Below are 25,461 nucleotides of genomic sequence, written 5' to 3' on the forward strand. Positions count from 1 at the left end.
TTCCTTGTTAAAAATTTTTATTATTAAACTATAACAATGTTAATACAGGATTAATTTTGTGTGATTTTTTCAAGTTCTATATTGTAGAATATTTCTTCGCAAAATTCTTTATAGTGATTAAGTAGTTTAATTTTTGAAGTTTCTTGCATTAGAATTTTAAATTCTAATTTTTTTAATTTTCTAAGTTCATCCTTGAGCTCTTTATCTTTTGAAAACAATAAAAAATATTCTTTAAAGATGAGCTCATAAATTTCAAAAGTTCCATCGACAAGATAATTAATCGCTTTATCAAGATGCCGATTAGAGTCTTTAAAATTTAAAGGATTTAAAACCATGAAACAAAGATGAATCATGGCGAAGTGAAAATATTTAAGATGTTTTTCAGGTAAGGTGAACAAATCGCTTTTTTGAAAATTTTGAAGATTGTTAAAGTCAGAATTCAAGAAATGATAGCCAAAACAGTCATTGATATTTGAAATCAAATTTTTAATTTTTTGTTCTCCATCAAGTTTTTTTCTAAAGGCTACAAAATAAGCGAGAGCCTTGTAAAATATTTGAAAAAATTCAATATGTTTATTTTCTCTTAGACAAATAAGACTTAAATCTTTTGGAGAAGTGGAGTGCTCTTGCATATAATTATAAACTTTCAGGGAAATTTTATTTCTTACCTCAAGCAAGTAGCTCAAGTCTTTTTGTTTTAAAATTTGATAATAAAAAAATATAAAATCTTTAATTAAACCTTTATGATCTTTTTCAAATAATGAAATTTGAAAATCCACGCTAAGAAACTGATTGTAAAGATTAAAGTAATCGCATTCTAATTGTTGATAATTCAATATTTTATCCCACACTTAGCATAAAATTCTTTTAAAGCATGTTCTTTATCAGGCTGAGTTTTAATCCATTCTTCAAAGTGATTACACATATCCCATTCTTTTTGCTGAATTGCTTCATAATTTTGCTCTATATCGTTTTCGCTTATATTTTTTCTGTGTATTTTGTTTAAAATTTTTTCACATACAGCCCTAGGATTTTCATTTTTATATATAGGCCTTCCCACAACGATATAATCACTCAAATTTTCTCTAGCCATTGCAAGATTAGCAACACGTTTTTGATCATCACTTGTTTCTCCAAAAGGACGAATTCCAGGAGTAAGGGTTAAGAAATTTGAACTTGTGTGCTCTTTAATTTTTTTGCTTTCAAAAACAGAGCATACCATACCATCAAGTCCATTTTCATAGGATATTTTTGAAAAATTAATTACAGCTTCTTCAATTTTTTGTCTATAAATACTAAAGAAATTTTCTTCATCAAAACTCGTAAGAGCAGAAACTGCTAAAACTAAAGGTCTTTTTGAAAATTTGCTAAGCCGTGTCATAACTTCTTGTATGGCTATTTTTCCAGCACTTGCGTGGATATTGATCATATCAACACCAAGTTTTGATACTTCTTCGCAAGCATCTGCCATAGTGTTGGGAATATCATGAATTTTAAGATCAAGAAATATTTTAAAATCATCAACTTTTTTAAGTTCTTCTATGAATTTAAAACCATCTCTTAAATATGCTCTTAAACCTACTTTTAACCATATGTCTAAATTTTTTAATTCTTTGGCAAGTTGCAAGCATTCTTCTTTTGTAGAAAGATCAAGTGCGACACAAAGCTTCATTTTTTAGCCTTTATTAAGGCATCTAAAACTCCATTTATAAATTTTGGAGAATTGTCATTAGCAAGTTCTTTAGCAAGTTCTATAGCCTCATTGATGACAATGGCGCTAGGAGTATCGGTAAAAAGTAACTCATAAGCTCCAAGTCTTAGTATAGCTCTTTCTACATGTCCTAAAGCTGTAATTTGATTATCATTTAGAAATGAATTTAAGGTTTCATCAATATTGTTTAAATTATCTAAAATTCCATTATATAAATTTAAAGTAAAATTTTTTTGTTCATTGCGTATTTTTTTTTCATCTAAAATTTCATCTACAAAAACGTTGTTTTGAGAATTTAATTCAAAAGCATAAAGTAAGGAGATGACGCTTTGGCGAACTTGATGACGCGTTGCCATTAAAGCTCCTTGCTTAAATTTAACATCTCGATTACAGTTGTCATAGCTTCAAAGCCTTTATTGCCTGCTTTGCTTCCAGCTCTTTCTATGGCTTGTTCTATTGTATCTGTAGTTAAAACACCAAAGCTTACAGGGATATTATGATTTAAACTCACATTGGCTATGCCTTTGGTGGTTTCTGCTGAAACATAGTCAAAATGCGGAGTTGAGCCACGAATTACTGCACCTACGCAACAAATTGCATCAAATTTTTTGCTTTCTATAGCTTTTTTTAACGCATACGGAAGTTCAAAAGCACCAGGAACAAGTATAAGGCTTAGATTTTCCTCTTTGCCTCCGTGTCTTAAAAAAGCATCTTTTGCTCCTTCTACAAGGCGATCTGTGATGATATGATTAAATCTTGCATTAATGATAGCAATTTTTGTATTTGAGTCTAAATTTAATTTTCCTTCAATAATATTCATTTGTTTTCCTTTATGATATTTTGTATTTCTAGTAATGTATTAACGCAATTTTTAAGGCGTGTAAGATTAAGCATATTGGGTCCATCGCATAAAGCCTCGCAAGGATTAATATGTGTTTCAAAGAAAAAGCCATCTATGCCTACGGCTGCTGCCGCTCTTGCTAAAGGTTCTACAAATTCGCTTTTCCCTCCGCTACTTCCACCTGCAGCCCCTGGCATTTGTACGCTATGGGTAGCATCAAAAATAACTGGAGCAAATTCACGCATGATAACTAAAGAACGCATATCTACTACTAAATTTCCATAGCCAAAGCTAGCTCCTCTTTCAGCTACAAAAACACCATTTTTTTGAGCAGCTTCATAGCCTTCATCTTCTATACCACGGGTTTGTAGAACTTTTTTAACGCTGTATTTGATATCGCTTGGGTTTAAAAATTGTCCTTTTTTGATATTAACTTTTGCCTTAGTTTTTGCTGCGGCTACAAGTAAATCGGTTTGACGACATAAAAAAGCAGGAATTTGCAAGACATCAGCTACTTCACTTACAGGGTTTGCTTGATTGCTTTCGTGTATATCGGTTAAGATTTTCATACCAAATTCATCTTTTACGCTTTGTAAAATTTTTAATCCTTCTTCAAGACCAGGACCTCGAAAAGAATTAATACTTGTGCGATTGGCCTTATCAAAACTTGATTTGAAATAAAATTCTATATTTGGATTTTCATTAAAATTTTTTAACTGTTCAGCAACTTTAAAAATCAAATCTTTGCTTTCTATCACGCAAGGACCAGCAATGAGTATCATTTTTTTCATTTTTTTCCTTTGTTCTTAACTAAAATTAATCCACCAAAAATAATGCCTATTATACCTAAAAAAACCATAGTACTTGGTAAATTATCTCCCAAAATTATCCCAACTATCATACTAAATACTACATCAAGATAACTAACTCCGGCAACCACTCCTGCTTGTTTAGCGATACCATAAGCTTTAGTGACATGAATTTGATAAATGGTGCCTAAAGTTCCCATAATGGCAATGATAAGCCAAGCTGTAAGACTTGGCATCACAAAAGGTGCTAGAATGAAATCTAAATGTAAAGAATCAAGATGCTGTGGTTCAAAAAATTCAGCACTGATCATAGAAATTAAAGGCATTAAGGTTCCTAAAAGGATAAAAGAAAAGGCAATTTGTTCTGTAGTGTAAGATTTTCTAAGTTCTCTTACACTTGTAAGAGCTAAAGCGGCTAAAAATCCACTCGTGATACCTATAACTGAATTTTTTAAATCAAAGCCTGAATGATTTAAATTATGAGCCCAAGGCTGAGCGATTAAAAGCACTCCACCAAATGCTATTAAAATTCCTATCCAGCCTTTGATGCCAATATTTTCTTTAAAAACAACAAAAGCTATTAAAGTAATAAAAATAGGAGCAGTTTTTTGAAAAGCAAAAGCTCCACCTAGTGTAATATTTGAAACATTATAGAAAAACATATATAGTGAAAGCGTGCCTACTACTCCACGAAATACCAAGAGCCAAAAATATCCCCCTTCTTTATGCGCCTTAGATCGTTTTAAAAGATAGACTATGAAAAAAATTCCTATGATATTTCTAAAAAACATAATTTCTATAGAACTCATTTCCTTGCTAAGAATTTTTGCACAAGCTCCCATAAGTGCAAAATCCAAACATGCTAAAATCATGAAATAAATTCCTAAATTATGCTTGATTACTTTTAGCATTTTTTTCCTTGACTAAAATCTGGGTTAATTCTAGTCTTTTTTTGCTTAATATTAAGCCAAATTTTATATAATTTTAAAAATATAATTTTCTAGGAAAAAAATGCAAAGCATCATACTTATAGGCAAGCCAAATGTTGGTAAATCAAGCCTTTTTAATAGAATGGCAAGACAAAGAATAGCTATTACAAGTGATATTTCAGGTACAACTAGAGATACAAATAAAACGCAAATTCATATTCATTCAAAAAAAGCCATGCTTATTGATAGTGGAGGGCTTGATGAAAGTGATGAACTTTTTAAAAATGTGAAAAAAAACACTTTAAAAGTAGCCAAAGAAAGCGATATCATACTTTATCTAGTTGATGGGAAATTAGCGCCTGATGATGAGGATAGACAATTTTTTTATTCTTTAAAAAAACTTGGAAAACCTATAGCCTTAGTGATTAATAAAGTAGATAATAAAAAAGATGAAGAAAGGGCTTGGGAGTTTGCAAATTTTGGTATAAAGGAAATCTTTAATCTTTCAGTAACCCATAATGTAGGCTTAGATGAACTTTATGAATGGCTTGAAAAATTTTTACATGAAGAGTTTTTAATCCCCGATGAAGAAGAAAATTTAGAAGATTTTTTAGAGTATTATGAAGAAGGAAAAGAATTTCAATTTAAAGAAGTCGATCAAAATCATATCAGAGTGGGTATTGTAGGGCGTGTAAATGTTGGAAAATCAAGTCTTTTAAATGCTTTGGTTAAACAAGAACGCAGTGTTGTAAGTTCTATTGCAGGAACTACTATAGATCCTGTTAATGAAAGTGTAGTTCATAAAGATAAAGTGATAGAATTTGTTGATACTGCAGGTATTAGAAAAAGGGGTAAAATTCAAGGACTCGAACGCTTTGCCCTAAATCGCACGGAAAAAATTTTATCTCATTCTCAAATAGCACTTTTGGTTTTAGATGCGCATGAGGGCTTTAACGAGCTTGATGAACGCATTGCTGGGCTTGTGGCTAAGCATTATTTGGGTGTGATTATTGTTTTAAATAAATGGGATAAAAGTGAGATGGATTTTGATAAGACTGTAAAAGAATTGCGTCTTGATCGTTTTAAATTTCTAGCTTACGCACCCGTGATTAGCGTATCAGCTTTAAGTGGAAAAAGGGTGCATGTTTTACTCGATAAAATTTTGCAAATTTTTGAAAATTTCACTCAAAAAATCCAAACTTCTAAGCTTAATATCTTGATAGAAAATGCCACAAGAGCACATCCTTTGCCGCATGATTATGGGAAATTGGTTAAAATTTATTATGCAGTACAATATGACTTAGCACCGCCAAAAATTGCACTTATTATGAATCGTCCTAAGGCCTTGCATTTTAGCTATAAGCGTTATTTACAAAATCAAATCAGAAAAGAATTTAATTTTGAAGGTGTGCCTTTAGTGATTGCTTCGCGTAAAAAGGGCAGTAAAGAAAATGATGAAAGCTAAAAATATCGTTTTTATAGGATTTATGGGTTCTGGAAAAAGCACTTTAGCAAGAGCTTTAGCTAAGGATTTAGATCTTGTTTTTTTAGATAGTGATTTTTTAATAGAACAAAAATTTAATCAAAAAGTCAGTGAAATTTTTGAACAAAAAGGGGAAAATTTTTTTAGAGAACAAGAGCAAAAAATGGCTGATTTTTTCAGTTCTTGTGAGAAAACTTGTATTGCTACAGGTGGGGGTTTTGTTAATGTTTCAAATTTAGAAAAAGCAGGTTTTTGTATTTATTTAAAAGCAGATTTTGAATATTTAAAAAAGCGTTTAGACAAAGATGAAATTTCTAAAAGACCTTTATTTTATGATGAAATTAAAGCAAAAAAATTATATAATGAGCGTTTAAGCAAGTATGAACAAAAGGCAAATTTTATTTTAAATATAGAAAATAAAAATATAGATGAGCTTTTAAGCGAGATTAAAAAGGTGATAAAATGAGAGTATTAACAGGCCTTCAGCCAAGTGGCGATTTGCATATAGGTAATTATTTTGGTGCGATTAAGCAAATGGTAGATGCACAAGAAAAAAGCCAAATGTTTATGTTTATTGCTAATTATCATGCCATGACTTCTTCTCAAGATGGAGAAAAACTTAAACAAAATTCCTTAAAAGCTGCTGCGGCTTTTTTAAGCCTTGGTATAGATCCTCAAAAAAGCGTTTTTTGGTTGCAAAGTGATGTTAAGGAAGTTATGGAGCTTTATTGGATTTTATCGCAATTTACTCCTATGGGTTTATTAGAGCGTGCACATAGTTACAAGGATAAAGTTGCTAAGGGACTTAGTGCTTCACATGGGCTTTTTTCTTATCCTGTTTTAATGGCGGCAGATATTTTACTTTTTGATACACGAATTGTCCCTGTAGGAAAAGATCAAATCCAGCATGTTGAAATCGCACGCGATATTGCTTTAAAAATTAATAATGAATGGGGTGAAATTTTTACCCTTCCAGAAGCGAGAGTTAATGAAGAAGTAGCTGTGGTTGTGGGTACTGATGGAGCAAAAATGAGTAAATCTTATCAAAATACTATAGATATTTTTAGCAGTGAAAAAACCTTAAAAAAACAAATTTCTTCCATAGTTACAGATAGTACCGCTTTAGAAGATCCAAAAGATCATGAAAACTGCAATATTTTTAAAATCGCAAAGCTTTTTTTAGATGAATCAGGGCAAAAAGAATTACAAATACGCTATGAAAAAGGTGGTGAGGGTTATGGACATTTTAAAATATATTTAAACGAGCTTGTAAATGCTTATTTTAAAGAAGCAAGAGAAAAATATAATGAGCTTTTAGAAAAGCCTTCGCATTTGAAAGAAATTTTGGATTTTGGTGCGACAAAAGCAAGAAAAATCGCCCAAGAAAAAATGCAAAAAATTTATGAAAAAATCGGACTTTAAGGAGTAGAAAATGCTAGATTTAAAAAATTTGCAAAATAATTTTGATGAAGTGGCTAAAAAGTTAAAAAATAAAAAAGTTGATGAAAATATCTTAAAAAAACTTGCTGAACTTTTTGCAAGTTTAAAAAAAGAAAAAATAGCCTTGGAAGAATTTCAAGCTTTTCAAAATAAATTCAGTAAAGAGCTTGCTACAGCCGAAGATAAAGAAAGTTTAAAAGCAAAATTAAGCGAAAATAAAAGCAAAATTAATGAGCAAAGCGCTAAAGTAAATGCTTTAGAAAATGAGCTTGAGGAAATCGCTCATGCCATCCCAAATATCCCTGATGAATGTGTGCCTGTGGGTGAAGATGAAAATGAAAATGTGGAGCTTAAAAAAGTTTTAAATCCACCTAGCTTTGATTTTACTCCAAAAGAACATTTTGAATTAGGCGAGAGTTTAAATTGGCTTGATTTTATGCGTGGGGTAAAAATTTCACAAAGTCGTTTTTGTGTGCTTAAAAATGAAGGAGCTTTATTAAGCCGTGCTTTGGTAAATTATATGATAGATTTTAATAGAAGTCGTGGATTTGAATTTGTTAATGTACCTTTTTTGGTAAATGGTGCTACTATGTTTGGGACGGGTCAGTTGCCAAAATTTAAAGAAGATATGTATAAGGTAGATGATGAGGATTTGTATTTGATCTCAACTTCTGAAATTCCAGTAACCAATCTTTACAGCGGAGAAATTTTAGCGAGTGAAACTTTACCGATAAAAATGACTTGTTATAGTGCTTGTTTTAGAAAAGAAGCAGGCAGTGCAGGGCGTGATACAAGGGGTATTATAAGACAACACCAGTTTGAAAAAGTAGAGCTTGTAAGTATCACTAAACCTGAGCAAAGTGATAGTGTGTTTAATGAAATGCTTGAGTGTGCAAGTGATTTGCTGAGTTCTTTAGGTTTAGCGCATAGACATTTGATGCTTTGCACTGGAGATTTGGGTTTTAGTGCAGCAAAAACTGTAGATCTTGAAGTGTGGCTTCCAGGACAAAATAAATATCGTGAGATCAGCTCGGTTTCAAATTGTCGTGATTTTCAAGCAAGACGCGCTAAAATTCGCTATAAAAACGAACAAGGAAAAAATGAACTCGTCCACACTCTTAATGGCTCATCTTTGGCAGTAGGAAGAACCTTGGTAGCGATTATGGAAAATTATCAAGATAAAGAAGGAAAAATTCATATTCCTGATGTTTTGAAAAAATATTTTTAAAGAGTATAGATGGCTGAACAAGAAGATATAATACTAGAAAAACCCGAAGATGGCTTAAATCAACCAAGACTTGATGAGAGTTTAGAGGGATTTAAGGGGCAAGAGGGGCAAGCTCCAGAAGATGAAGAATTTGCATCATTGCCAGAAGAATTACCTCAAGAAAATAGTGATAGTGGTTTTAAATTTACAAGAGAAAGTGCGCCTGAAGATGTATCAACTTTTGAAGAAGTTGAAAGTCAAGAGCCTACGCCTTGGTATAAAGATCGTAAGTTTATGTCTCTTGTGGGTTTATCTTTGGGGATTATTTGTATTTTAGTTTTTACACTTTTTTATTTAACTTTTAGTGAAGGAAAAATTAAACCAGATATTATAGCTTCTAAGCCTTTAGAACAACCTGTTGTTATGCCTGATGAATCATATAAATACAATGATATGCAAAGAATTGATGGTATGATCCAAAAAGCAAATGCTTTATATTTAAAGGGTGAGGTTGAACAGGCTTTAAAAGTTTATGAGCAAGTTGCCGTATATAACGAATCTTTATCTAATTATAATTTAGGCGTTTCTCAAATGAATGAGAATAAATTCCAAGAAGCTTTTGAAAGCTTCAAGAAAGCTATAGCCAATGGAGAAAATCAAAGTGTAGCTGCTATCAATGCTGCTGTTTGTGCTTTAAAGCTTAATGATAAGGAAAAATTTAGATATTATATTGATTTAGCTCAAGTGTATCTTCCAAAAGAAGGAAAATCAAAATTATATGATTATTATTTAAGCTTGATTAATTATTACAAAGGATATTACCCTGAGGCCTTACAAATGTTACAAAGAACAGATGTGGAGCCGTATTCTGATGTTGCAAAGTATTTGTCTGCTAAAATTTATGCAAAAATGGACTTTGATTCCAAGGCTATACAGCAATTAAATTCTCAAGGCAATTTTGAATCTAGTTTATCTTTAGGTCTTTTATACGCTAGAATAGGAGAATATGCTAAAGCTAAAGTCGCTTTAAGTACAGCGATGAAAATTGAAAGAGATTTTAATCAGAGTTTGGCGGCTTTAACATTGGTTGATATTAAAACAGGAAATTATCAAGATATGTTAGCGCGCTTGCAAAATTCTTATGATAACGATAAAGATAGATATAAGATTTTAGATACTTATAAAATTCAAGTTCGTTTAAATAAGGATCTTTTTAATATAGCAGTTGCTCAAAATTCTTTTTCAAAAGATTTGCTAAAAAAACAAAAAGATCAATTCGATTTGCTTTTTTATTTTGCACCTTATCAGGTTTTTGATAGTAAGCAGGCTGCTTTATATATTAAAAAAGCTAATGTTACAGATTTCGTTGATGATAGTACTGATGTGGGAATTTATCTTAATATAAGCAAGGCTCTTTCATCTACCAATGTAAAAATTGCCAATATTATTAACTATGCATTAAATCAGAAGTTACGCCTTGCTAACCAAGAATTTCAAAAACTTATCAAGGATTATCCAGAACATAGTATTTTACATTATAATTTGGCTTTAACTTATGCCCAAATGCAAAATTATGAACTTGCTTATAAGCATTTTTCAAGTTCATATCATCTTAATCCTAAAAATTACTTAGCAGGTGCTTTTGCTATGTTTTGTGCAAAATTAATTGATATTGATACAACTAAACTTTACAATGAAATTCTTGATAATATAGCTGCTGATTCTAATTTTAAAGCTAATATGCAAAAAAGTATGTTATTTTTAGTTAATAATAATTATATTTCTATGCTTCCTTATTTAGATGAAACAAAAAAAGATACGCCTTTGAGTTTGATTTTTGAAGCTATTGTTGCTAAAAATAATAACCTTAATAATCAAGTAGATGTGAAAATTGCTAAATTGCGTTCAGAGTTGCCTGAAGATATTTTGGCAAATATTTTGTATTTTAATTCTTTAAATTCAAATTTAAATATTAAAGAATATGCTCAAAATGCTCAAATTCATTTTAAAAATTTAAAACTTGATTATCGTAGTGTTTTTGGTGGGCCAAATATAGCTAGGGAATTTTATGTTAATTTAATGCATATTGCAGGGCTTTTAAATTTAGAAAGACAGAAATTTAAAGAGTTGATTAATGTTTCAGGAGCAAAAGATGAGGGTATTTTACAAACTTTAGCTTATTTGGATATTTTTGCACAGCAATACGAGGAGGCTTATGCGCTTTATAATTCTTTGATTGATGATTATGGAGCTAAAGATACTAAAACTTTATTTTTAGCAGCCGTAGCAGCCGTAGGTGCAAATAATCCAAATTCAGCTATAGCGCTTTTGCAGCTTTCTAAACTTACAGATAAAAATAACAAAGAGAGTAAAGCAGCTCTTGGTATGTTGTATCAAGAAGTAAAGAACTATGAAGCTGCGATATCTCAGTATAAAACTTTACCTAATAATTTTAAGAGTGAATTTTTTACTTTTGATATTAATAACAACTAAAAATGCTTAGAAATTTCTAAGCATTTTTAGTTAAGCTTGAAGATCTAGAGTTTTTCCGCCTAGTTCATCGATGCGATCGCTAACTTTTTTAAGTGCCGCATCTATTGTATCTTGACTGATTTGAGGAAGTTCTCCACCCCACATTTTTTCTGCTTGCTCAAATCCTTTTTTCATACCTTCAAGACCTTTTTTTAATTTTTCAACATCATCGCCACCGCCTTTAATAACAAAATCCGCGATGCGATTGGCTGTATTTTCCACTCCAAAAAAACCATCTTCACTTACAAGTTGTTGAAGTTCATCTGTATTCATATCAAGTGGATTTTTGCCACTGTAGCCTAAGGATGCAAAATCAATATTTGTAAGTATAGATTTCGCAGTATCTAAATTGGCACCATTTAAAAGACTATCTAGTCCAGTTTGGGCATTGCTCGAACCTATTACAGCATTCATTGTTTGCTGTTGAAACTGAACTAGGTAAATTTGTGTAATGCCTTTTCCACCAAGTGCATTTAATTTTTCAAGGGTATTTTTATCTACATCCTTGCTAGAATTAGCACTTTGAACATTTTTGTCTTTTGTGTTTTCCTTAGCATCATCTGCCTTCTTATTGCTAACTTGTGTTTGTGCCATGCTAGCGATATTTGAAAAAGTATTCACTTGCATATTTGCTCCTTTGTGTGAGGCTTTAATTTATATCGACTTTTGACTTAAAAAATTTATAAGGACATTAAATTCCTTATTTTCAAAGGAATTTAATGTTTTATTGTAGATAATAAGCAATTTGCTCTTTATTGAGAATGCGGATAAGATTGCTAGTACCTTCTACTCCTGTTGGAAAGCCTGCAGTTAGAAGATAGCATTTATCTTCATCCATAAAACCTTTTTCAACACTTGATCTTACAGAGTCTTTTAATAATTCTGTAAGTTCATTACTTTTGTTAACCAAGATCGCAGGATTAACTCCCCAAACTATACTTAAAGAGTTTAAGGTTTTGTCAGAATGCCCTACTGCTATGATTTCTATATTTGGACGATATCTCGCAATCTTAATAGCAGATTTTCCGCTACTTGTTAAAGAAAAAATAGCATCAGCGTTAAGATCTGTTGCAAGATGAGCTGAAGAACGCATGATTTTATCTGTATTGTCTAAATCATTAAAATCATTAAATTTGTTATATGGATAGCGTTTTTCTGTTTCTATTATAGTTTGGCACATTATATCAACAGCGTTTGCAGGATCTATACCAACGGCACTTTCTTCACTTAGCATTACTGCATCTGTTCCATCTAAAACAGCATTTGCAATATCTGAAATTTCAGCTCTTGTGGCGGTTTTGCTTTTGGCTAATGAAAAAAGCATCTGAGTCGCAGTAATAACAGGCTTAGAGGCATTGTTTGCTTTTTGTATGATTTCTTTTTGGATATTAGGAACTTTATAATAAGGTACCTCAATACCTAAGTCTCCTCTTGCAACCATTATACCATCGCTAGATTTAATAATCTCATCAATATTTTCTACTGCATCAAATTTTTCAATTTTTGCAAAAATAGATATTTTTGCGTTATTTTGTGCTAAAATTTCACGAACTTCATCAATATCGTGCGCATTTTGTACGAAAGATATTGCTAAAAAATCTACTTCATTTTTTATACCCCAAAGTAAATCATTTTTATCTTTTTGTGTAATAACATCAATATTGATTTTAGTATTCGGAAAATTAATACCTTTATTTGAGTTTAAAAAACCATCATTTTCTATAATGGTTTCAATTTTTTGATCATCTATGTTTTCTACTTTAGCACGAATTGATCCATCATATAGATAAATATATTCATCAATTTTTAACATATCTAAAATAGATTTTTGATTAATACTGATTTTATAATGATTTTGAGCAATCTTCTCCCCTAAAATTGTTTCACGATAAAAATCAAGTTTATCACCCTTTTTTAATTCAAATGGTTCTTTAAGTTCACCTGTACGAATTTTAGGACCACTAATGTCTTGTAAAATTCCAATACGAGTATGCAATTCTTTAGCTACTCTTCTTATGGTATCTAAGTTTTTTTTATGATACTCATGTGTTCCATGAGAAAAGTTTAAACGGAAAACATTTACACCATTGATAATCATTTGGCGTAGAATTTCTTCCTTTTCACTTGCTGGACCTACTGTGGCTACAATTTTTGTTTTTTTAAGCATGGTAAACTCCTTTTGAAATTATTGTAGCTAAAAATAGAAACAAAATGATTACAATAATTCTGAAGAAAATTTATCTTCGTTAAATTCCATTCCTAGGTAATTACATATAAGCTTTGCATCTCTTTCAGCATTTCCTAAACAACTTGTTGCCCCAGGACTTGGAGTCATATTGAAAATAATACCAGGGGTTTCTGTGATGCTTGCTTCACCTAGCATTAATTCTCCTTTAGTTTTATCAATAACTTGTGGTCTTACGCCTCCAAAACCTTTCGCATAATAAATATCGCTTGCTTTAAGACTTGGGACTATTTTTTTGGCATCTTTAACAAATAAGCTTTTATCAATAAAAGGTAGTTCAAAAAGATAATTATAAAAGATGTAATTTCTAATTGTTGCATCTTTAAACATATTAAAAGTTACTTTTAAAACAGTTTTATCAAGTTTTAGTGCTTCAAAAAATTCTGGAACTGATTTTAGACCATGATAACGTTCTAGTTTTGGAATAACAAGTGCAGTAGGTCCAAAGCGAGTGTTCATATCAGCAAGCAAATCAGGATCTCCATGAAGGGCTGCAAATGGAAGTTTAGGATTTTGCACCATATAAACTTTGCCATTTAAAAGTTTTTGTTTGGTTAAATAAAAACTTCCTGCAACAGGCCAACAAGACTTATCCATACCTAAGTTCATTTTATGTGCTAAATATAAAGAGTGCGCCCCAGCATTGACAACTACGCTTTTGGCATGGTATTCTTGATGATTTGAGGTTTTTAATATAAAAATATCATCTTTTTTTTCTATGTGAATAATTTCTTGATTAAAGGCAACGAAAGTATTTTTATTTTGTTTTTGGGCTTGTTCTATTAGATTTATACTCATTTTCCCAAAATCTACAGTTGTAAAAACCTCGCCGCTTTCAACACCCATGGCACAGATATTTTCAGGTCTATCTTGATTGCAATCTTCTCCTAAAACAACCTTGGGTTCAATTTGTTTGATTTTTGCTTTATCGAAAAATTTTATATAAGGATAAAGTTCTTTAAATTCTTCATAGCGTTTTTTCATATAATCACATTCTATATCTCCAACAGCTAGAGCCATTTTTTGATGAGAAAACATGAAATTATTTTGCGCATTTTGCATGAGTCCATATTTAACTATCATATCAGCTGTTCTTTTTACTTTTCGCGCTTTTTCTAAAGTATAATTGGTTTCAATATCTCCACAATGAATGGTTTGAGAATTACTCGTTCCCTTAGAATTTAATGTTGCAGCTGTATTATATTTTTCTATCAAAGCAATATTTTTAATATTTGTATATCTTGCAAGCTCGTAAAATAATGCTGCTCCCGAAATTCCAGCTCCGATGACAAGCACATCAAATTCTTGTTGACCCATTGTTTTTCCTTTTTTTATTTTAATAAACTTTTTTCTAAATAAAGTTTAATTGAATTTGTTTTACAAAAAGTTAAATTTCATTAAGGTTTGATATCAATGAGAATTTTTGTAACATTTTTAATAAAGTAAATTGGGATTTTCTTTTATAATCTTTTTCATTCCTCGAAAGATTAAAAGTTTATCATAAATTGCGTGATCGAAATAATTTGCTAAAAATTGTCCATCTCCACCAGTGAAATAAAGCTTTTTATTTTGAGCGGCATCTTTTATCAGTAGGTAAATTCCTTTAAAAACACCATAACTTAAAGCATCCATAGTTTTTTGCGGGAATGCATCAAGACTAACTTGAGTGTTAAATTCACTTTTTAATCGTGGTGAAATATGGCTATAATTTTTTTTATAATTTGCAATACCTGGTAAGATAAAACCACCAAGATGTATAGAATTAGAAATAATATCAATTGTAATAGCACTACCTGCATCTACAACAACCCCATCTTCAATAGTATAACAAGCTGCTATGCGATCGATTCCTAATCCTTGATAAATTGTATCAAATAAAAAATAAGGTTCAAGATTGATAAAATTTTTTTGATTTTTTAAATGTTCTTTGAGATGTTCATTGACATTGATATAAAAAATTTTTTGTTCATTTTTAAATTCTAAAAACTGATCTATACTAAGAGTAAAATATTTGTTATCATCTAGGAAATTAGCATTTGAATTCCCAATATCACAGAGCAACATAGATATTAAATCCTTTCATTTCTAGATGATTTTTTGCTTTAGAGCAAAGAGAAGCCATGCTAAAAAAATATTTGTTATTTATGTTAATTTGCTGTGCTAGATTTTCTAAAAATAAGGCATCTTTCATTAAAAATTTTGTTTTTCCTGTATACATAAAAAGAATGTTATTTTGATCTTTAGCACAAATATAACTTTTTTTTCTAGTCAACATACTTAAGTCATAGGGCTTTAAATTTAATTTTAAAGACTTTATTGTTTGTTCTAAAATTTTTATCATAACAAATCTAAAATTTTATCTCCGTAGTAAAATTTACCATTCTCCATGAAAGAAATTTTATCAATAGCTTCTGAAAGTTTAAATATTTGTGCATTATCTAAATTTAGATTCATTTTGATAAGATAGCCTGTTTTTTCAAAAATATATAAATAATTATTGTATATATTACTTTTTACAAAAATAGCAAATTCAAATTTTTTTTCCGCAATTTTTCTTAAGTTATAATCAGTTTTAATAATAGTGCCATCTTTTTCTAGTATAAAAATACCATCATCGCTAAGTGCAACATCTTTTATGTCAGCATCAAGATAAAGAGTTCTAGCGGGGCTTACAATAATGATTTTTTTAGCTGTTGCTGCTATAAGTTTATCTCCGATTACGCTTAGATGGATTACATTGTTGAAAAAATTTTCTGCCGAAATAACCACGTCTTTAATGACTTGAAGATTGTTTCTTGAAAGAATTAAAATTTTGCCATCTAGCGTTGGATATACGATGATATTGTCTAAAAATATAGGATTAGCGGTACGACTGTCTTGAGCTGGAGCTGAGGTTAGGGTTTGACTAAATTTAATACCCAAAGAACGATTTGCAAGAACTATAGTATTATTTGCAAGTACAAGGGCTAAATCATCTCCATTAGAAGCTACTCCTACAACACTAGCGTCAAATTGAAAATTATAAATTTCATTATAAGAATTGTCAAAAATTTTTAAATTTCCATTATTATCTGCAGTAAAATATTCCCCATCTTGATAAGCTAAAAGCATATAATTTTTAGGAAGTTTAAACTTGTCTATGGAAATATTATTTTTTAAGATAGCTGTATTATTGCTAAGTTTTGCAGAAACTAGATTCCAATCAACGATTTTACTTTTTAAATTGCTATTATGACTTAAATCTCCATCGGTTTGTTTTGGTTCAAAATATTGTCTTTTGGTGCCACAAGCACATAGAAATATTAAACAAAATAGTGTTAAAAATATTTTTTTCATTGTGTAATGCCTTGATAATGTTTGAGATTTTTAGCTATTTGATTTAAACTTGAATTTTCTTTTATCTGAGAAAGTAAAACATTAGCTTCTTCGATTTTATTTTGCTCTAAAAATTTGTAAGCTTCTAATAATTTATCATAATTTTTTAAAAATATCGATTTATCCCCTAAAGATAATGCGATAATATTTTTAAGTAAAGTGTTTGTTTGAGTATTACTGTAAATTTGTTTTAGTTCATTTTGGAGAGCTGTATTATTAAAATCATTAATATTTTCTTTTAGTAAAAAGATAGCGTAAAGATTGGTATTTTTATTTTTAAGTTGTTCTAAAAGATTTTTATTGCTAGGATCTTGTATTAGATTGGCATAAATTTCATTTGCTTCTTTTGTTTTATAATCGTTTATTTTTGAGATTATAAAATTTCCAGCAAACCAAGCAACTAAAATTATCACAACAGCAGATATATAAAATTTATACTTGCGTATAAATCTCTCTCCTTTGATAAAATTTTCTATAAATTGTTCTTCTGTGTTAAGTTCATTTTTAACAGCTTTTAAATTATCTTTTAGTCCCAAAATTTATCCTTGAAAAAATATTTTTATTTTTGTATAGAAAAATTATGATATTGTATCATATAAATTGCAAAATATCCTAAACAATTTAAAGCTTTTTATGATATAATTTTCAAAATTTTAACTTTTTTATTAAGGTTTAAGAAATGCAAATAGATGAGAAATTATTAAGCAAGCTTGAAAAATTAAGTGCTTTACAAATAACAAAAAACAGAAATGAAACCATTGCACAGTTAAGTGAAATTGTGAATTTTGTTGCAAAATTAAACGAACTTGATTTAGATTCCCAAGAGATTACTGTGAGTACTATAAAAGGTGGAGCTCCTTTGAGGATTGATGAAATAAGAAATAGCAATGTTATTGATGAGGTTTTAGATTGTGCTCCAAAAAAACAAGAACATTTTTTTGTTGTTCCTAAAATCATAGAATGATTAACTTAGCATTTAGTGCTTATTTGTAGAATAAATTTAAAACAAAAAAAATCAGAGAGTGATTGAAATGAATTTTTATTGGTTTGATGCTTTTATTTTAGGATTTACCTTGCTTTTAGGGCTTAAGGGTATTATCAATGGTTTGATAAAAGAAATTTTTGGACTTTTGGGTATTATTGGTGGTGTTTTTATTGCTTCAAAATATGCAACTCAAGCAGCTGAATTTATACAAAGTGCTTTTTATAAGATAGAAAATCAAAGCTTAGCTGGATTTGCTGGATTTTTGGCCATATTAATTATTTTTTGGATAGTTTGTTTATTGGTGGGTAATTTTCTTTCTAAGTTGATTAAATTAAGTGGCCTAGGTTTTTTAGATCGTATTGGTGGCTTTATATTTGGTGGAGCAAAAATCTTTTTAATTTTTGCAATTTTGGTTTTTTGTGTAGCAAGAATCGATTTTTTAAATGATAAATTAGATAATTTTGCTAAAAATAGCTATACTTTAAATTTACTTAAAGAAACGGGATCTTTTATTATGAATCAACCTTTAACAGAAAATAGTCTAGATCATGCTAATGAAAAGTTGTAAGATATTGTAAGTGATTTAAACAATACTCAAAAAGGGGAGTGATATGCTGATAGAAAATGTGGAATATGATGTTTTACTTGAGAGATTTAAAAAAATATTAAGACAAGGCGGACTTAAATATACTAAGCAAAGAGAAGTGCTTTTAAAAACTCTTTATCACAGTGATACTCATTACACACCCGAAAGTTTATATATGGAAATCAAACAAGCTGAACCTGATTTAAATGTAGGAATTGCAACTGTTTATCGTACTTTAAATTTGCTTGAAGAAGCAGAAATGGTAACTTCCATTTCTTTTGGTTCGGCAGGTAAAAAATACGAGCTTGCCAATAAACCTCACCATGATCATATGATATGTAAAAATTGCGGAAAAATTATAGAATTTGAAAATCCTATTATAGAAAGACAGCAAGCCTTGATTGCAAAAGAACATGGTTTTAAACTTACAGGGCATTTGATGCAGCTTTATGGTGTTTGTGGTGATTGTAATAATCAAAAAGCAAAGGTAAAAATATAAATGTTTGATAATATTTTAGAGCAGCAAAGAATAGAAAAAGCTAAAGAGTTAAAAAATTTAGGGATTAATCCTTATCCTCATTTTTTAGAAAAGGAAATGTCTTTAAAGACTTTTAAGGATAAATTTTCTTATATTTTAGAGCAAGTTGAAAAAAGAGATGAAAGTGTCAATGCTGTTGTTGCAGGACGTTTGAAACTTTTGCGTATAGCTGGGAAATCAATTTTTGCAAACATTGAAGATGAGGATACAAATTTACAAATTTATTTTAGTAAAGATAGCGTAGGCGAAGAGCTTTATACGATTTTAAAAAAGAATTTAGAGGTGGGTGATATTGTTTTGGTTAAAGGTTTTCCTTTTGTAACTAAAACAGGTGAATTTAGTTTGCATGCAAGCGAAGTAAAACTCGCTACAAAAGCTATTGTTCCTTTACCTGAAAAATATCATGGATTAACAGATATTGAGCAAAGATATCGTAAACGTTATGTTGATATGATAATGAATGTCGAAGTTAGAAAAGATTTTTTAGTGCGTTCTAAAGTGGTGAGTTTAATCCGTCATTTTTTTGAAAATAAAGGCTTTTTAGAAGTAGAAACTCCTATGATGCATCCGATTGCAGGTGGAGCAAACGCTAAGCCTTTTGTAACTTTTCATAATTCTTTAGGCGTAGAAAGATTTTTAAGAATTGCTCCAGAACTTTATCTTAAAAGACTTATAGTAGGTGGTTTTGAGGCGGTTTTTGAAATCAATCGTTGTTTTAGAAACGAAGGTATGGATTTAACTCATAATCCCGAATTTACAACTATAGAATTTTATTGGGCCTATCATAATTATAAAGATTTAATGGATTTAACCGAAGAACTTTTTGCTTTACTTTTGGATAAACTTAATTTAGGAAAAACAATAGAATTTGATGGAAAAATGATAAATTTTTCTAAACCTTTTGAAAGAATAACCTATAAAGACGCACTTTGTAAGTATGGTGGTTTAGATAGGGATTTAATCGAAGATAAGGAAAAAATTCTTACTAAATTAAAAGCAGATGGTTTTGAAGCGAATGAAAAGCTTGAACTTGGACATTTGCAAGCTGAACTTTTTGACAATTATGTGGAAGAAAAATTGATCAATCCTACTTTTGTGATTGATTTTCCTATTTCCATAAGTCCTTTATCAAGACGTAGCGATGAGGATTCTCAGATTGCTGAGAGATTTGAGTTGTTTATTTGCGGAAGAGAATTGGCAAATGGTTTTAATGAGCTTAATGATCCTCTTGATCAATATGAGAGATTTTTAAAACAAATTGAAGCTAAAAATGCAGGCGATGAAGAGGCTTGTGAAATGGATGAAGATTTTGTAAATGCTTTGGGTTATGGAATGCCTCCAACGGCAGGGCAGGGCATAGGTATAGATAGACTTGTTATGCTTTTGACAAATAAAAAATCCATTCGTGATGTGATATTGTTTCCTGCAATGCGTCCATTAAAATCAGAACTAAAGGAGAAAGAATGAGTTTAGAAATGTTTGATAAAGAAATTTTTGATTTAACAAACAAAGAGTTAGAGCGTCAATGTGAAGGTCTTGAAATGATAGCGAGTGAAAATTTCACTTTACCTGAAGTAATGGAAGTTATGGGAAGTATCTTGACAAACAAATACGCAGAAGGTTATCCGGGTAAAAGATATTATGGTGGTTGTGAATTTGTTGATGAGATTGAAACTCTAGCCATTCAAAGATGTAAAAAACTTTTTAATTGTAAATTTGCTAATGTTCAGCCTAATTCAGGTTCTCAAGCTAATCAAGGTGTTTATGCGGCTTTGATTAATCCAGGTGATAAAATTTTAGGAATGGATTTAAGTCATGGTGGACATTTAACTCATGGTGCAAAAGTAAGTTCTTCGGGCAAAATGTATGAAAGCTGTTTTTACGGCGTAGAACTTGATGGAAGAATTGATTATGAAAAAGTAAGAGAAATTGCTAAAAAAGAAAAACCAAAACTTATAGTTTGTGGAGCTAGTGCTTATGCAAGAGTGATTGATTTTGCTAAATTTAGAGAAATTGCTGATGAAATAGGTGCCTATCTTTTTGCTGATATAGCGCATATTGCAGGTCTTGTTGTGGCAGGTGAGCATCCAAGTCCTTTTCCATACGCTCATGTAGTAAGCTCAACTACACATAAAACTTTGCGTGGCCCAAGAGGTGGTATTATTATGACAAATGATGAAGAGCTTGCTAAAAAAATTAATTCTGCCATTTTTCCAGGTATTCAAGGTGGTCCTTTGATGCATGTAATTGCTGCAAAAGCAGTAGGATTTAAATTTAATCTTAGCGATGAGTGGAAAGTTTATGCAAAACAAGTAAGAACTAATGCTCAAGTTTTAGCTAATGTTTTAATGGATAGAAAATTTAAACTTGTTAGCGATGGAACGGATAATCACCTTGTTTTAATGAGTTTTTTAGATCGTGAATTTAGTGGAAAAGATGCAGATTTAGCTCTTGGAAATGCAGGTATTACTGCAAATAAAAATACCGTTCCAGGAGAGATTAGAAGTCCTTTTATCACAAGTGGATTAAGACTTGGAACTCCAGCCCTTACTGCCAGAGGTTTTAAAGAAAAAGAAATGGAAATTGTGTCAAATTATATTGCAGATATTTTAGATGATATTAATAATGAAAAATTACAAGAGAATATTAAACAAGAATTAAAAAAACTTGCAAGTAATTTTATTATTTATGAAAGGGCTATGTTTTGATTTCACCAATGGATATGTCGCTAATTAAAATAATTGGCGATCATTATTATATAAGACGCGATAAAATTGTAAATAAAATTACACATAGAGGTCGCTTATTTTTTGATAAATTTGAAAGAGTTGATGCTCCTTTAAATTTAAATGTCATGAGAGAACACGCTGCTAAAAAAATTGTTGTCGCTCATGATTTAATAACAAAAGATAATAAAGTAGAAAATATTGTCTTTGATTATAATGGTTTTAATGCTGAAAGATTTTATCACCGTGCACAACTTATTTTAAGAGAAGAAGGTTTTATAAATTTCACAGCCTATAAGACTAAAACTCCAGGACATTTACATCTTTATATTCACAAAGGACACACGGCGTTAAACGAAGGTTATTCTTTAGCGTCTAAACTTTCAATGATGTTTGCAAGTAAAATGCCAGTAGAATGGAAGGTGTTTCCTAGCATGGATGTACCTAGGGAATTTAATATTTTAATATTGCCTTATGAGGTTTATCAAAAAGAACGAGGAAGTTCTTGGTCTAAGCATATGTAAGAAAGGACAAATTATGGAAAATCAAAAAAATGAATTTGATGATATTATTTTAGAAAAAAGTAATAAAAGTGAAAAAGTAAAAAAAATTCTTTTACGAGTTATTGCTTTAGTTATTTTGTTTTTAGCTATCATGATAGTTATGAAGCTTATTAATGGTAGTGGTGATGAAAATACGCAAAATCAAAGTGTATTGCCAAGTGAACCTATAGCAACTCAAGACAATAACAATGATACTTCTTTTGAAAGTATGCCAATTACAGATAATACTTCAGCAGAAGATCAATTTGAGGCATTAAGAAAACAATTTCAAGATGAACAAAATACAACTCAAAATACAACAACCTCTAGTTCAAATAACAATGATACTACAAATTTTGCTATGCCTGATCAAGAAGTTCCAGCAGAACCAACAGCAACTACTTCAGAAAATACCACTCCACAAGCAAGTACTCCTAAACAAGAAGTAACACAAACTGCAAAACCTAAAGAAGAAGCAAAAAAACAAATAGCTGTAAAAAAAGAAAAAGAAAGTGCAAAACAAACCCCTAAAAAAGAACAAAATGCAAATGATTTATTTAAAAATGTTGATGCTAAACCTGTACATCCAAGTGGTTTAGCATCGGGTATTTATGTGCAAATTTTCTCAGTAAGTAATTTGGATCAAAAATCAAAAGAACTTGCTTCTGTAAAGCAAAAAGGTTATGATTATAAACTTTATAAAACTACAGTTGGAGGTAAAGAAATTACCAAGGTTTTAATAGGACCATTTGAAAAGGCAGATATTGCAGCAGAACTTGCTAAAATCCGTAAGGATATTGCAAAAGATGCTTTTTCTTTTACTTTAAAATGAAATTTTTAGCAGTTATAGGCGATCCTATTTCTCACTCTAAATCGCCTAGAATGCATAATAATGCTATTAAAGCCTTAGGGCTTGATAGCATTTATACACGCTATCATTTAAGAAATGCTAACTGTTTAAGAGAAGATTTTTTTAAATTAGGACTTAGTGGAGCTAATATTACTTTGCCTTTTAAGGAAAAAGCTTTAGATATTGCTGATGTGAAGGATGATTTTGCTAGAAATATTGGCTCTGCAAATACTTTATGCTTAAAAGAAGATAAAATTTACGCTTATAATACTGATGCTTTAGGTTTTTTAGAAGCTATTAAGGATTTTGATAATATAAAAAAAGCTTTGATTTTGGGTGCTGGAGGTACAGCTTTGGCGCTTGCTTATGCATTAAAACAAAAAGGCGTAGAAGTGTATATAGCTAATCGTAGTAAAGAAAGATTTAAAGATTTTTTAGCTTATCCAACTTATCTTTATAAAAACTTGCAAGATTTTGACTTTGATTTGGTTATAAATTCAACTTCTGCTGGATTAAAAGATGAAAATTTACCTTGTGATAGAGAGCTTTTAGATAGAATTTTACCTAAAGCTAAATTTGCTTTTGAGGTAATTTATGGTAGAGAAACACCTTTTTATAGATTGTGTAAAGAGTATCATTTAAAAATTAAAGATGGACTTGATATGCTTTTATGGCAAGGAGTTTTTGCTTTTGAACTTTTTTTTGAAATACAAGATAAAAGAGAGATGATAAAAAATGCAATGCAACAGGCATTGATTTTAAAGTAGAATGATAGTTATTTTTCTTGTATAAGAAAATCTTATTTTTTGTGTGAGAAAGTTTAATTTTCCCACAAGTTTTATCATTCAAATATTTCTACCCCATCTTGATTTTTACTTTGATTATTTTGATTTGTTGAAGATGGATTTGTAGGAATATTTTGTGTAGGCGTGTTTTCAATTGTATTATTTTGATTAGAATTTGTTTGAGGTAAGCTTTCTTCAAAGGTAGCATCGCCATCAAAACTATTAAAACCACTGTTTGTATTAGGTATAGTTTTGCCTATGTCTGTTGCTTTTGGTAGATTGTTATAAAGTGTATTTAATGTATTTTTATAAAAAGCTAAAAAACTTTTATCAATTTCAAAAGCAGGTTGCTCTAAACCTTTATTGAGTTGAGTTGGTACGGTAGAGATAGTAGTTTTAAACATATTAACCCCATCATCATTTTTAATAGGATAGTTAAGCGCAACTAAAGAATCTAGTTTAGTGCTACTTGAAAGATTGGTTGAATTTTGTGGATTGTGTGCATCTATAAAATCTATTTTACCTTTAAAATTTATACCTAAATTGGATTTTACATAATCTCCACTCATAAAATTGCTTGTTTTTTGTGCATTTTTTTCTTCCGTATAAATACTGATTGAACTTTTAAGAGTGTAGTCTGGATTAGTAGTAACTATTTTATAGCCTTTTAGTTGAGCGATGGTTTTGATCTGCTCTTCTAAATTTTGTTTTAAAAGATCAATTTCTTTTTCTATGCGAATTTTAAGCACTGAATTTTCAAAATAATCAGAATAATTGTTATTTTGTTCTATATTAATAGGCTCAAGAGCAATGCTTACTCCAGAATCAATAGATTCAACCTTTGTTGGAACTTGGGGTTTAAAATTTGGCATAGAAACATTGACAAAATTACTGCTTGTACTTCCACAAGCTGCTAAAATTAACATACTACTAGCAAGTAAAATATATTTTTTCATTTTTTACCTTTATTTAATGTGTTTGTGTTAATTATAGCAAGTTAAAGTTTTTTTTGTTATATTTTTATAAAAGAAAATTAGGAAAGATATATGGAATTTTGGCAGCATATTTATTCAAATTTTAATGTTATAGCTTTTAGCATCTTTGGTTTAAAGGTGCATTGGTATGGCATTATGTATGTTATAGCTTTGCTTTTGGCTTTGCTTTTGGCTAAATTTTTTGTAAGAAAATTTCAACTAGACATTAATGAAAAACATTTGGATAGTTATTTTATATGGGTTGAAATAGGGGTTATTTTAGGTGCAAGGCTTGGATATATTTTGATTTATGATGCAAATACTATGTATTATATTACTCATCCTTGGCAAATTTTTAATCCTTATATTAATGGTGAATTTATAGGTATTCGAGGTATGAGTTATCATGGAGCAATTATAGGATTTTTGATAGCTACTTTATTGTTTTGTAAAAAATATAAAACAAATCCTTGGATTTTTCTTGATTTGGTTGCTTTAAGTGTTCCATTGGCTTATGTTTTTGGTCGTATAGGAAATTTTTTAAATCAAGAGCTTTTTGGTCGCATTACAAATGTGCCTTGGGGAATTTATGTTGATGGAGTATTGCGCCATCCATCGCAACTTTATGAAGCATTTTTAGAAGGTATTGTTGTTTTTATTATAGTTTATTTAGCAAGATTTAAGCAAAGTTTTCAAGGGGAATTGATTCTTGTGTATGCTGGTGCTTATTCATTGGCAAGATTTATATGTGAATTTTATCGCGAGCCCGATTTTGGTATAGGTTTTGTTTTATGGGGTATGAGTATGGGGCAAATTTTAAGTTTTATAATGTTTATAACAGCTTTGTTAGTTTATATTTGTATAAAGTTTAAAAAAGTAAATATTTAATCTATCTTAAAGACT

Annotated in this window: 28 protein-coding genes; 14 read left to right on the forward strand and 14 right to left on the reverse strand. The window is 30.1% G+C overall.

The features are described 5' to 3' along the window. Nucleotides 1-50 precede the first annotated feature (50 nt). From FBF06_RS01845 to FBF06_RS01870, 6 genes are read right to left on the reverse strand one after another with little or no spacing between them, the layout of a single operon-like run. Nucleotides 51-836, reverse strand: coding sequence for a hypothetical protein (locus tag FBF06_RS01845; protein ID WP_002824766.1), 786 nt, complete (start codon nt 834-836; stop codon nt 51-53). Beyond that, nucleotides 833-1,672: an orotidine-5'-phosphate decarboxylase gene (gene pyrF, locus FBF06_RS01850; RefSeq protein ID WP_002854427.1), complete on the reverse strand. Its 840-nt coding sequence runs from the start codon at nt 1,670-1,672 to the stop codon at nt 833-835. The genes FBF06_RS01845 and pyrF overlap by 4 nt, the downstream gene beginning before the upstream one ends. Beyond that, nucleotides 1,669-2,067 carry a transcription antitermination factor NusB gene (nusB, locus tag FBF06_RS01855; protein ID WP_002824771.1) on the reverse strand — a complete coding sequence of 133 codons (399 nt, stop codon included), beginning with the start codon at nt 2,065-2,067 and terminating at the stop codon, nt 1,669-1,671. The genes pyrF and nusB overlap by 4 nt, the downstream gene beginning before the upstream one ends. Next, complete coding sequence (gene ribE / locus FBF06_RS01860) at nt 2,067-2,531, reverse strand: 6,7-dimethyl-8-ribityllumazine synthase (protein ID WP_002854278.1); 465 nt, start codon at nt 2,529-2,531, stop codon at nt 2,067-2,069. Before ribE ends, nusB begins: the two co-directional genes overlap by 1 nt. Next, nucleotides 2,528-3,343, reverse strand: coding sequence for a 3-deoxy-8-phosphooctulonate synthase (kdsA, locus tag FBF06_RS01865; RefSeq protein WP_002854449.1), 816 nt, complete (start codon nt 3,341-3,343; stop codon nt 2,528-2,530). Before kdsA ends, ribE begins: the two co-directional genes overlap by 4 nt. Continuing rightward, complete coding sequence (locus FBF06_RS01870; protein WP_002865582.1) at nt 3,340-4,272, reverse strand: DMT family transporter; 933 nt, start codon at nt 4,270-4,272, stop codon at nt 3,340-3,342. The genes kdsA and FBF06_RS01870 overlap by 4 nt, the downstream gene beginning before the upstream one ends. 100 nt (nt 4,273-4,372) lie before the next feature. Here FBF06_RS01870 and der point away from each other — a divergent pair, with 100 nt between their 5' ends. From der to pflB, 5 genes are read left to right on the forward strand one after another with little or no spacing between them, the layout of a single operon-like run. Continuing rightward, nucleotides 4,373-5,755 (forward strand): ribosome biogenesis GTPase Der, encoded by a 1,383-nt coding sequence (gene der, locus FBF06_RS01875; protein WP_002869749.1) that lies wholly within the window; start codon nt 4,373-4,375, stop codon nt 5,753-5,755. Beyond that, complete coding sequence (locus tag FBF06_RS01880; RefSeq protein ID WP_072227258.1) at nt 5,742-6,239, forward strand: shikimate kinase; 498 nt, start codon at nt 5,742-5,744, stop codon at nt 6,237-6,239. The genes der and FBF06_RS01880 overlap by 14 nt, the downstream gene beginning before the upstream one ends. Continuing rightward, entirely contained in the window at nt 6,236-7,195 is a 960-nt protein-coding gene (gene trpS / locus FBF06_RS01885; RefSeq protein WP_002860279.1) for a tryptophan--tRNA ligase, read from the forward strand. The genes FBF06_RS01880 and trpS overlap by 4 nt, the downstream gene beginning before the upstream one ends. 10 nt (nt 7,196-7,205) lie before the next feature. Continuing rightward, nucleotides 7,206-8,441, forward strand: coding sequence for a serine--tRNA ligase (gene serS / locus FBF06_RS01890; RefSeq protein ID WP_002858681.1), 1,236 nt, complete (start codon nt 7,206-7,208; stop codon nt 8,439-8,441). A 9-nt stretch (nt 8,442-8,450) separates the two neighbouring features. Beyond that, nucleotides 8,451-10,913, forward strand: a complete 2,463-nt coding sequence (gene pflB / locus FBF06_RS01895; protein WP_002873349.1) for a motility protein PflB — start codon at nt 8,451-8,453, stop codon at nt 10,911-10,913. 30 nt (nt 10,914-10,943) lie between these two features. On the opposite strand, the gene FBF06_RS01900 is transcribed toward pflB, so the two are convergent. The 7 genes from FBF06_RS01900 to FBF06_RS01930 all read right to left on the reverse strand — a co-directional run bounded on the left by FBF06_RS01900 (nt 10,944) and on the right by FBF06_RS01930 (nt 17,108). Then, nucleotides 10,944-11,579, reverse strand: a complete 636-nt coding sequence (locus FBF06_RS01900) for a hypothetical protein (RefSeq protein WP_002860276.1) — start codon at nt 11,577-11,579, stop codon at nt 10,944-10,946. A 97-nt stretch (nt 11,580-11,676) separates the two neighbouring features. Further along, nucleotides 11,677-13,119 carry a pyruvate kinase gene (gene pyk / locus FBF06_RS01905; protein ID WP_168977508.1) on the reverse strand — a complete coding sequence of 481 codons (1,443 nt, stop codon included), beginning with the start codon at nt 13,117-13,119 and terminating at the stop codon, nt 11,677-11,679. A gap of 48 nt (nt 13,120-13,167) precedes the next feature. Then, nucleotides 13,168-14,514 (reverse strand): FAD-dependent oxidoreductase, encoded by a 1,347-nt coding sequence (locus tag FBF06_RS01910; RefSeq protein ID WP_002902577.1) that lies wholly within the window; start codon nt 14,512-14,514, stop codon nt 13,168-13,170. Nucleotides 14,515-14,631: 117 nt separating this feature from the next. Continuing rightward, nucleotides 14,632-15,261, reverse strand: coding sequence for a type III pantothenate kinase (locus FBF06_RS01915; RefSeq protein WP_002908485.1), 630 nt, complete (start codon nt 15,259-15,261; stop codon nt 14,632-14,634). Then, entirely contained in the window at nt 15,248-15,538 is a 291-nt protein-coding gene (locus tag FBF06_RS01920; protein WP_002859475.1) for a hypothetical protein, read from the reverse strand. The genes FBF06_RS01915 and FBF06_RS01920 overlap by 14 nt, the downstream gene beginning before the upstream one ends. Further along, nucleotides 15,535-16,533, reverse strand: a complete 999-nt coding sequence (locus tag FBF06_RS01925) for a hypothetical protein (protein ID WP_002908484.1) — start codon at nt 16,531-16,533, stop codon at nt 15,535-15,537. Before FBF06_RS01925 ends, FBF06_RS01920 begins: the two co-directional genes overlap by 4 nt. Beyond that, nucleotides 16,530-17,108, reverse strand: a complete 579-nt coding sequence (locus tag FBF06_RS01930; RefSeq protein WP_032580912.1) for a hypothetical protein — start codon at nt 17,106-17,108, stop codon at nt 16,530-16,532. The genes FBF06_RS01925 and FBF06_RS01930 overlap by 4 nt, the downstream gene beginning before the upstream one ends. 143 nt (nt 17,109-17,251) lie before the next feature. On the opposite strand from FBF06_RS01930, the gene gatC reads away from it, so the two are divergent. The 8 genes from gatC (at nt 17,252) to FBF06_RS01970 (ending at nt 23,566) form a co-directional block, all read left to right on the forward strand. After that, the gene (gene gatC / locus FBF06_RS01935) at nt 17,252-17,536 is read left to right on the forward strand and encodes an Asp-tRNA(Asn)/Glu-tRNA(Gln) amidotransferase subunit GatC (protein WP_002860269.1); all 285 of its coding nucleotides are present in this window, start codon (nt 17,252-17,254) and stop codon (nt 17,534-17,536) included. A 67-nt stretch (nt 17,537-17,603) separates the two neighbouring features. Then, on the forward strand, nt 17,604-18,125 hold the full coding sequence (locus FBF06_RS01940; RefSeq protein WP_168977509.1) for a CvpA family protein: 522 nt from the start codon (nt 17,604-17,606) through the stop codon (nt 18,123-18,125). A 43-nt stretch (nt 18,126-18,168) separates the two neighbouring features. Continuing rightward, nucleotides 18,169-18,642, forward strand: coding sequence for a Fur family transcriptional regulator (locus tag FBF06_RS01945; RefSeq protein ID WP_002854230.1), 474 nt, complete (start codon nt 18,169-18,171; stop codon nt 18,640-18,642). Then, a complete protein-coding gene (gene lysS / locus FBF06_RS01950; RefSeq protein ID WP_002858694.1) occupies nt 18,643-20,148 on the forward strand; it encodes a lysine--tRNA ligase in 1,506 nt (501 codons plus the stop codon). Then, nucleotides 20,145-21,389: a serine hydroxymethyltransferase gene (locus FBF06_RS01955; RefSeq protein WP_002860267.1), complete on the forward strand. Its 1,245-nt coding sequence runs from the start codon at nt 20,145-20,147 to the stop codon at nt 21,387-21,389. The genes lysS and FBF06_RS01955 overlap by 4 nt, the downstream gene beginning before the upstream one ends. Next, nucleotides 21,386-21,931, forward strand: a complete 546-nt coding sequence (locus FBF06_RS01960; RefSeq protein WP_002859481.1) for a DUF1882 domain-containing protein — start codon at nt 21,386-21,388, stop codon at nt 21,929-21,931. The genes FBF06_RS01955 and FBF06_RS01960 overlap by 4 nt, the downstream gene beginning before the upstream one ends. A 13-nt stretch (nt 21,932-21,944) precedes the next feature. Further along, nucleotides 21,945-22,781: an SPOR domain-containing protein gene (locus FBF06_RS01965; RefSeq protein WP_002935674.1), complete on the forward strand. Its 837-nt coding sequence runs from the start codon at nt 21,945-21,947 to the stop codon at nt 22,779-22,781. Next, complete coding sequence (locus FBF06_RS01970) at nt 22,778-23,566, forward strand: shikimate dehydrogenase (protein WP_002858718.1); 789 nt, start codon at nt 22,778-22,780, stop codon at nt 23,564-23,566. Before FBF06_RS01965 ends, FBF06_RS01970 begins: the two co-directional genes overlap by 4 nt. A gap of 74 nt (nt 23,567-23,640) precedes the next feature. Here the strand turns inward: FBF06_RS01970 and FBF06_RS01975 are convergent, their stop codons facing one another. Then, nucleotides 23,641-24,540, reverse strand: coding sequence for a membrane lipoprotein lipid attachment site-containing protein (locus FBF06_RS01975; protein ID WP_038401046.1), 900 nt, complete (start codon nt 24,538-24,540; stop codon nt 23,641-23,643). Nucleotides 24,541-24,630: 90 nt separating this feature from the next. On the opposite strand from FBF06_RS01975, the gene lgt reads away from it, so the two are divergent. Further along, nucleotides 24,631-25,446: a prolipoprotein diacylglyceryl transferase gene (gene lgt / locus FBF06_RS01980; RefSeq protein WP_057044138.1), complete on the forward strand. Its 816-nt coding sequence runs from the start codon at nt 24,631-24,633 to the stop codon at nt 25,444-25,446. The last annotated feature ends 15 nt before the right edge of the window (nt 25,447-25,461 follow it).

Source organism: Campylobacter sp. CFSAN093227, from assembly GCF_012897855.1.
Classification (GTDB): domain Bacteria; phylum Campylobacterota; class Campylobacteria; order Campylobacterales; family Campylobacteraceae; genus Campylobacter_D; species Campylobacter_D jejuni.

What these genes read in the sequence shown, in the direction of transcription:
- pyrF (WP_002854427.1), bottom strand. Translation starts at nt 1,672, where the DNA reads ATGAAGCTTTGTGTCGCACTTGATCTTTCTACAAAAGAAGAATGCTTG.
- nusB (WP_002824771.1), bottom strand. Translation starts at nt 2,067, where the DNA reads ATGGCAACGCGTCATCAAGTTCGCCAAAGCGTCATCTCCTTACTTTAT.
- ribE (WP_002854278.1), bottom strand. Translation starts at nt 2,531, where the DNA reads ATGAATATTATTGAAGGAAAATTAAATTTAGACTCAAATACAAAAATT.
- kdsA (WP_002854449.1), bottom strand. Translation starts at nt 3,343, where the DNA reads ATGAAAAAAATGATACTCATTGCTGGTCCTTGCGTGATAGAAAGCAAA.
- FBF06_RS01870 (WP_002865582.1), bottom strand. Translation starts at nt 4,272, where the DNA reads ATGCTAAAAGTAATCAAGCATAATTTAGGAATTTATTTCATGATTTTA.
- der (WP_002869749.1), top strand. Translation starts at nt 4,373, where the DNA reads ATGCAAAGCATCATACTTATAGGCAAGCCAAATGTTGGTAAATCAAGC.
- FBF06_RS01880 (WP_072227258.1), top strand. Translation starts at nt 5,742, where the DNA reads ATGATGAAAGCTAAAAATATCGTTTTTATAGGATTTATGGGTTCTGGA.
- trpS (WP_002860279.1), top strand. Translation starts at nt 6,236, where the DNA reads ATGAGAGTATTAACAGGCCTTCAGCCAAGTGGCGATTTGCATATAGGT.
- serS (WP_002858681.1), top strand. Translation starts at nt 7,206, where the DNA reads ATGCTAGATTTAAAAAATTTGCAAAATAATTTTGATGAAGTGGCTAAA.
- pflB (WP_002873349.1), top strand. Translation starts at nt 8,451, where the DNA reads ATGGCTGAACAAGAAGATATAATACTAGAAAAACCCGAAGATGGCTTA.
- FBF06_RS01900 (WP_002860276.1), bottom strand. Translation starts at nt 11,579, where the DNA reads ATGCAAGTGAATACTTTTTCAAATATCGCTAGCATGGCACAAACACAA.
- pyk (WP_168977508.1), bottom strand. Translation starts at nt 13,119, where the DNA reads ATGCTTAAAAAAACAAAAATTGTAGCCACAGTAGGTCCAGCAAGTGAA.
- FBF06_RS01910 (WP_002902577.1), bottom strand. Translation starts at nt 14,514, where the DNA reads ATGGGTCAACAAGAATTTGATGTGCTTGTCATCGGAGCTGGAATTTCG.
- FBF06_RS01915 (WP_002908485.1), bottom strand. Translation starts at nt 15,261, where the DNA reads ATGTTGCTCTGTGATATTGGGAATTCAAATGCTAATTTCCTAGATGAT.
- FBF06_RS01920 (WP_002859475.1), bottom strand. Translation starts at nt 15,538, where the DNA reads ATGATAAAAATTTTAGAACAAACAATAAAGTCTTTAAAATTAAATTTA.
- FBF06_RS01925 (WP_002908484.1), bottom strand. Translation starts at nt 16,533, where the DNA reads ATGAAAAAAATATTTTTAACACTATTTTGTTTAATATTTCTATGTGCT.
- gatC (WP_002860269.1), top strand. Translation starts at nt 17,252, where the DNA reads ATGCAAATAGATGAGAAATTATTAAGCAAGCTTGAAAAATTAAGTGCT.
- FBF06_RS01940 (WP_168977509.1), top strand. Translation starts at nt 17,604, where the DNA reads ATGAATTTTTATTGGTTTGATGCTTTTATTTTAGGATTTACCTTGCTT.
- FBF06_RS01945 (WP_002854230.1), top strand. Translation starts at nt 18,169, where the DNA reads ATGCTGATAGAAAATGTGGAATATGATGTTTTACTTGAGAGATTTAAA.
- lysS (WP_002858694.1), top strand. Translation starts at nt 18,643, where the DNA reads ATGTTTGATAATATTTTAGAGCAGCAAAGAATAGAAAAAGCTAAAGAG.
- FBF06_RS01955 (WP_002860267.1), top strand. Translation starts at nt 20,145, where the DNA reads ATGAGTTTAGAAATGTTTGATAAAGAAATTTTTGATTTAACAAACAAA.
- FBF06_RS01965 (WP_002935674.1), top strand. Translation starts at nt 21,945, where the DNA reads ATGGAAAATCAAAAAAATGAATTTGATGATATTATTTTAGAAAAAAGT.
- FBF06_RS01970 (WP_002858718.1), top strand. Translation starts at nt 22,778, where the DNA reads ATGAAATTTTTAGCAGTTATAGGCGATCCTATTTCTCACTCTAAATCG.
- FBF06_RS01975 (WP_038401046.1), bottom strand. Translation starts at nt 24,540, where the DNA reads ATGAAAAAATATATTTTACTTGCTAGTAGTATGTTAATTTTAGCAGCT.
- lgt (WP_057044138.1), top strand. Translation starts at nt 24,631, where the DNA reads ATGGAATTTTGGCAGCATATTTATTCAAATTTTAATGTTATAGCTTTT.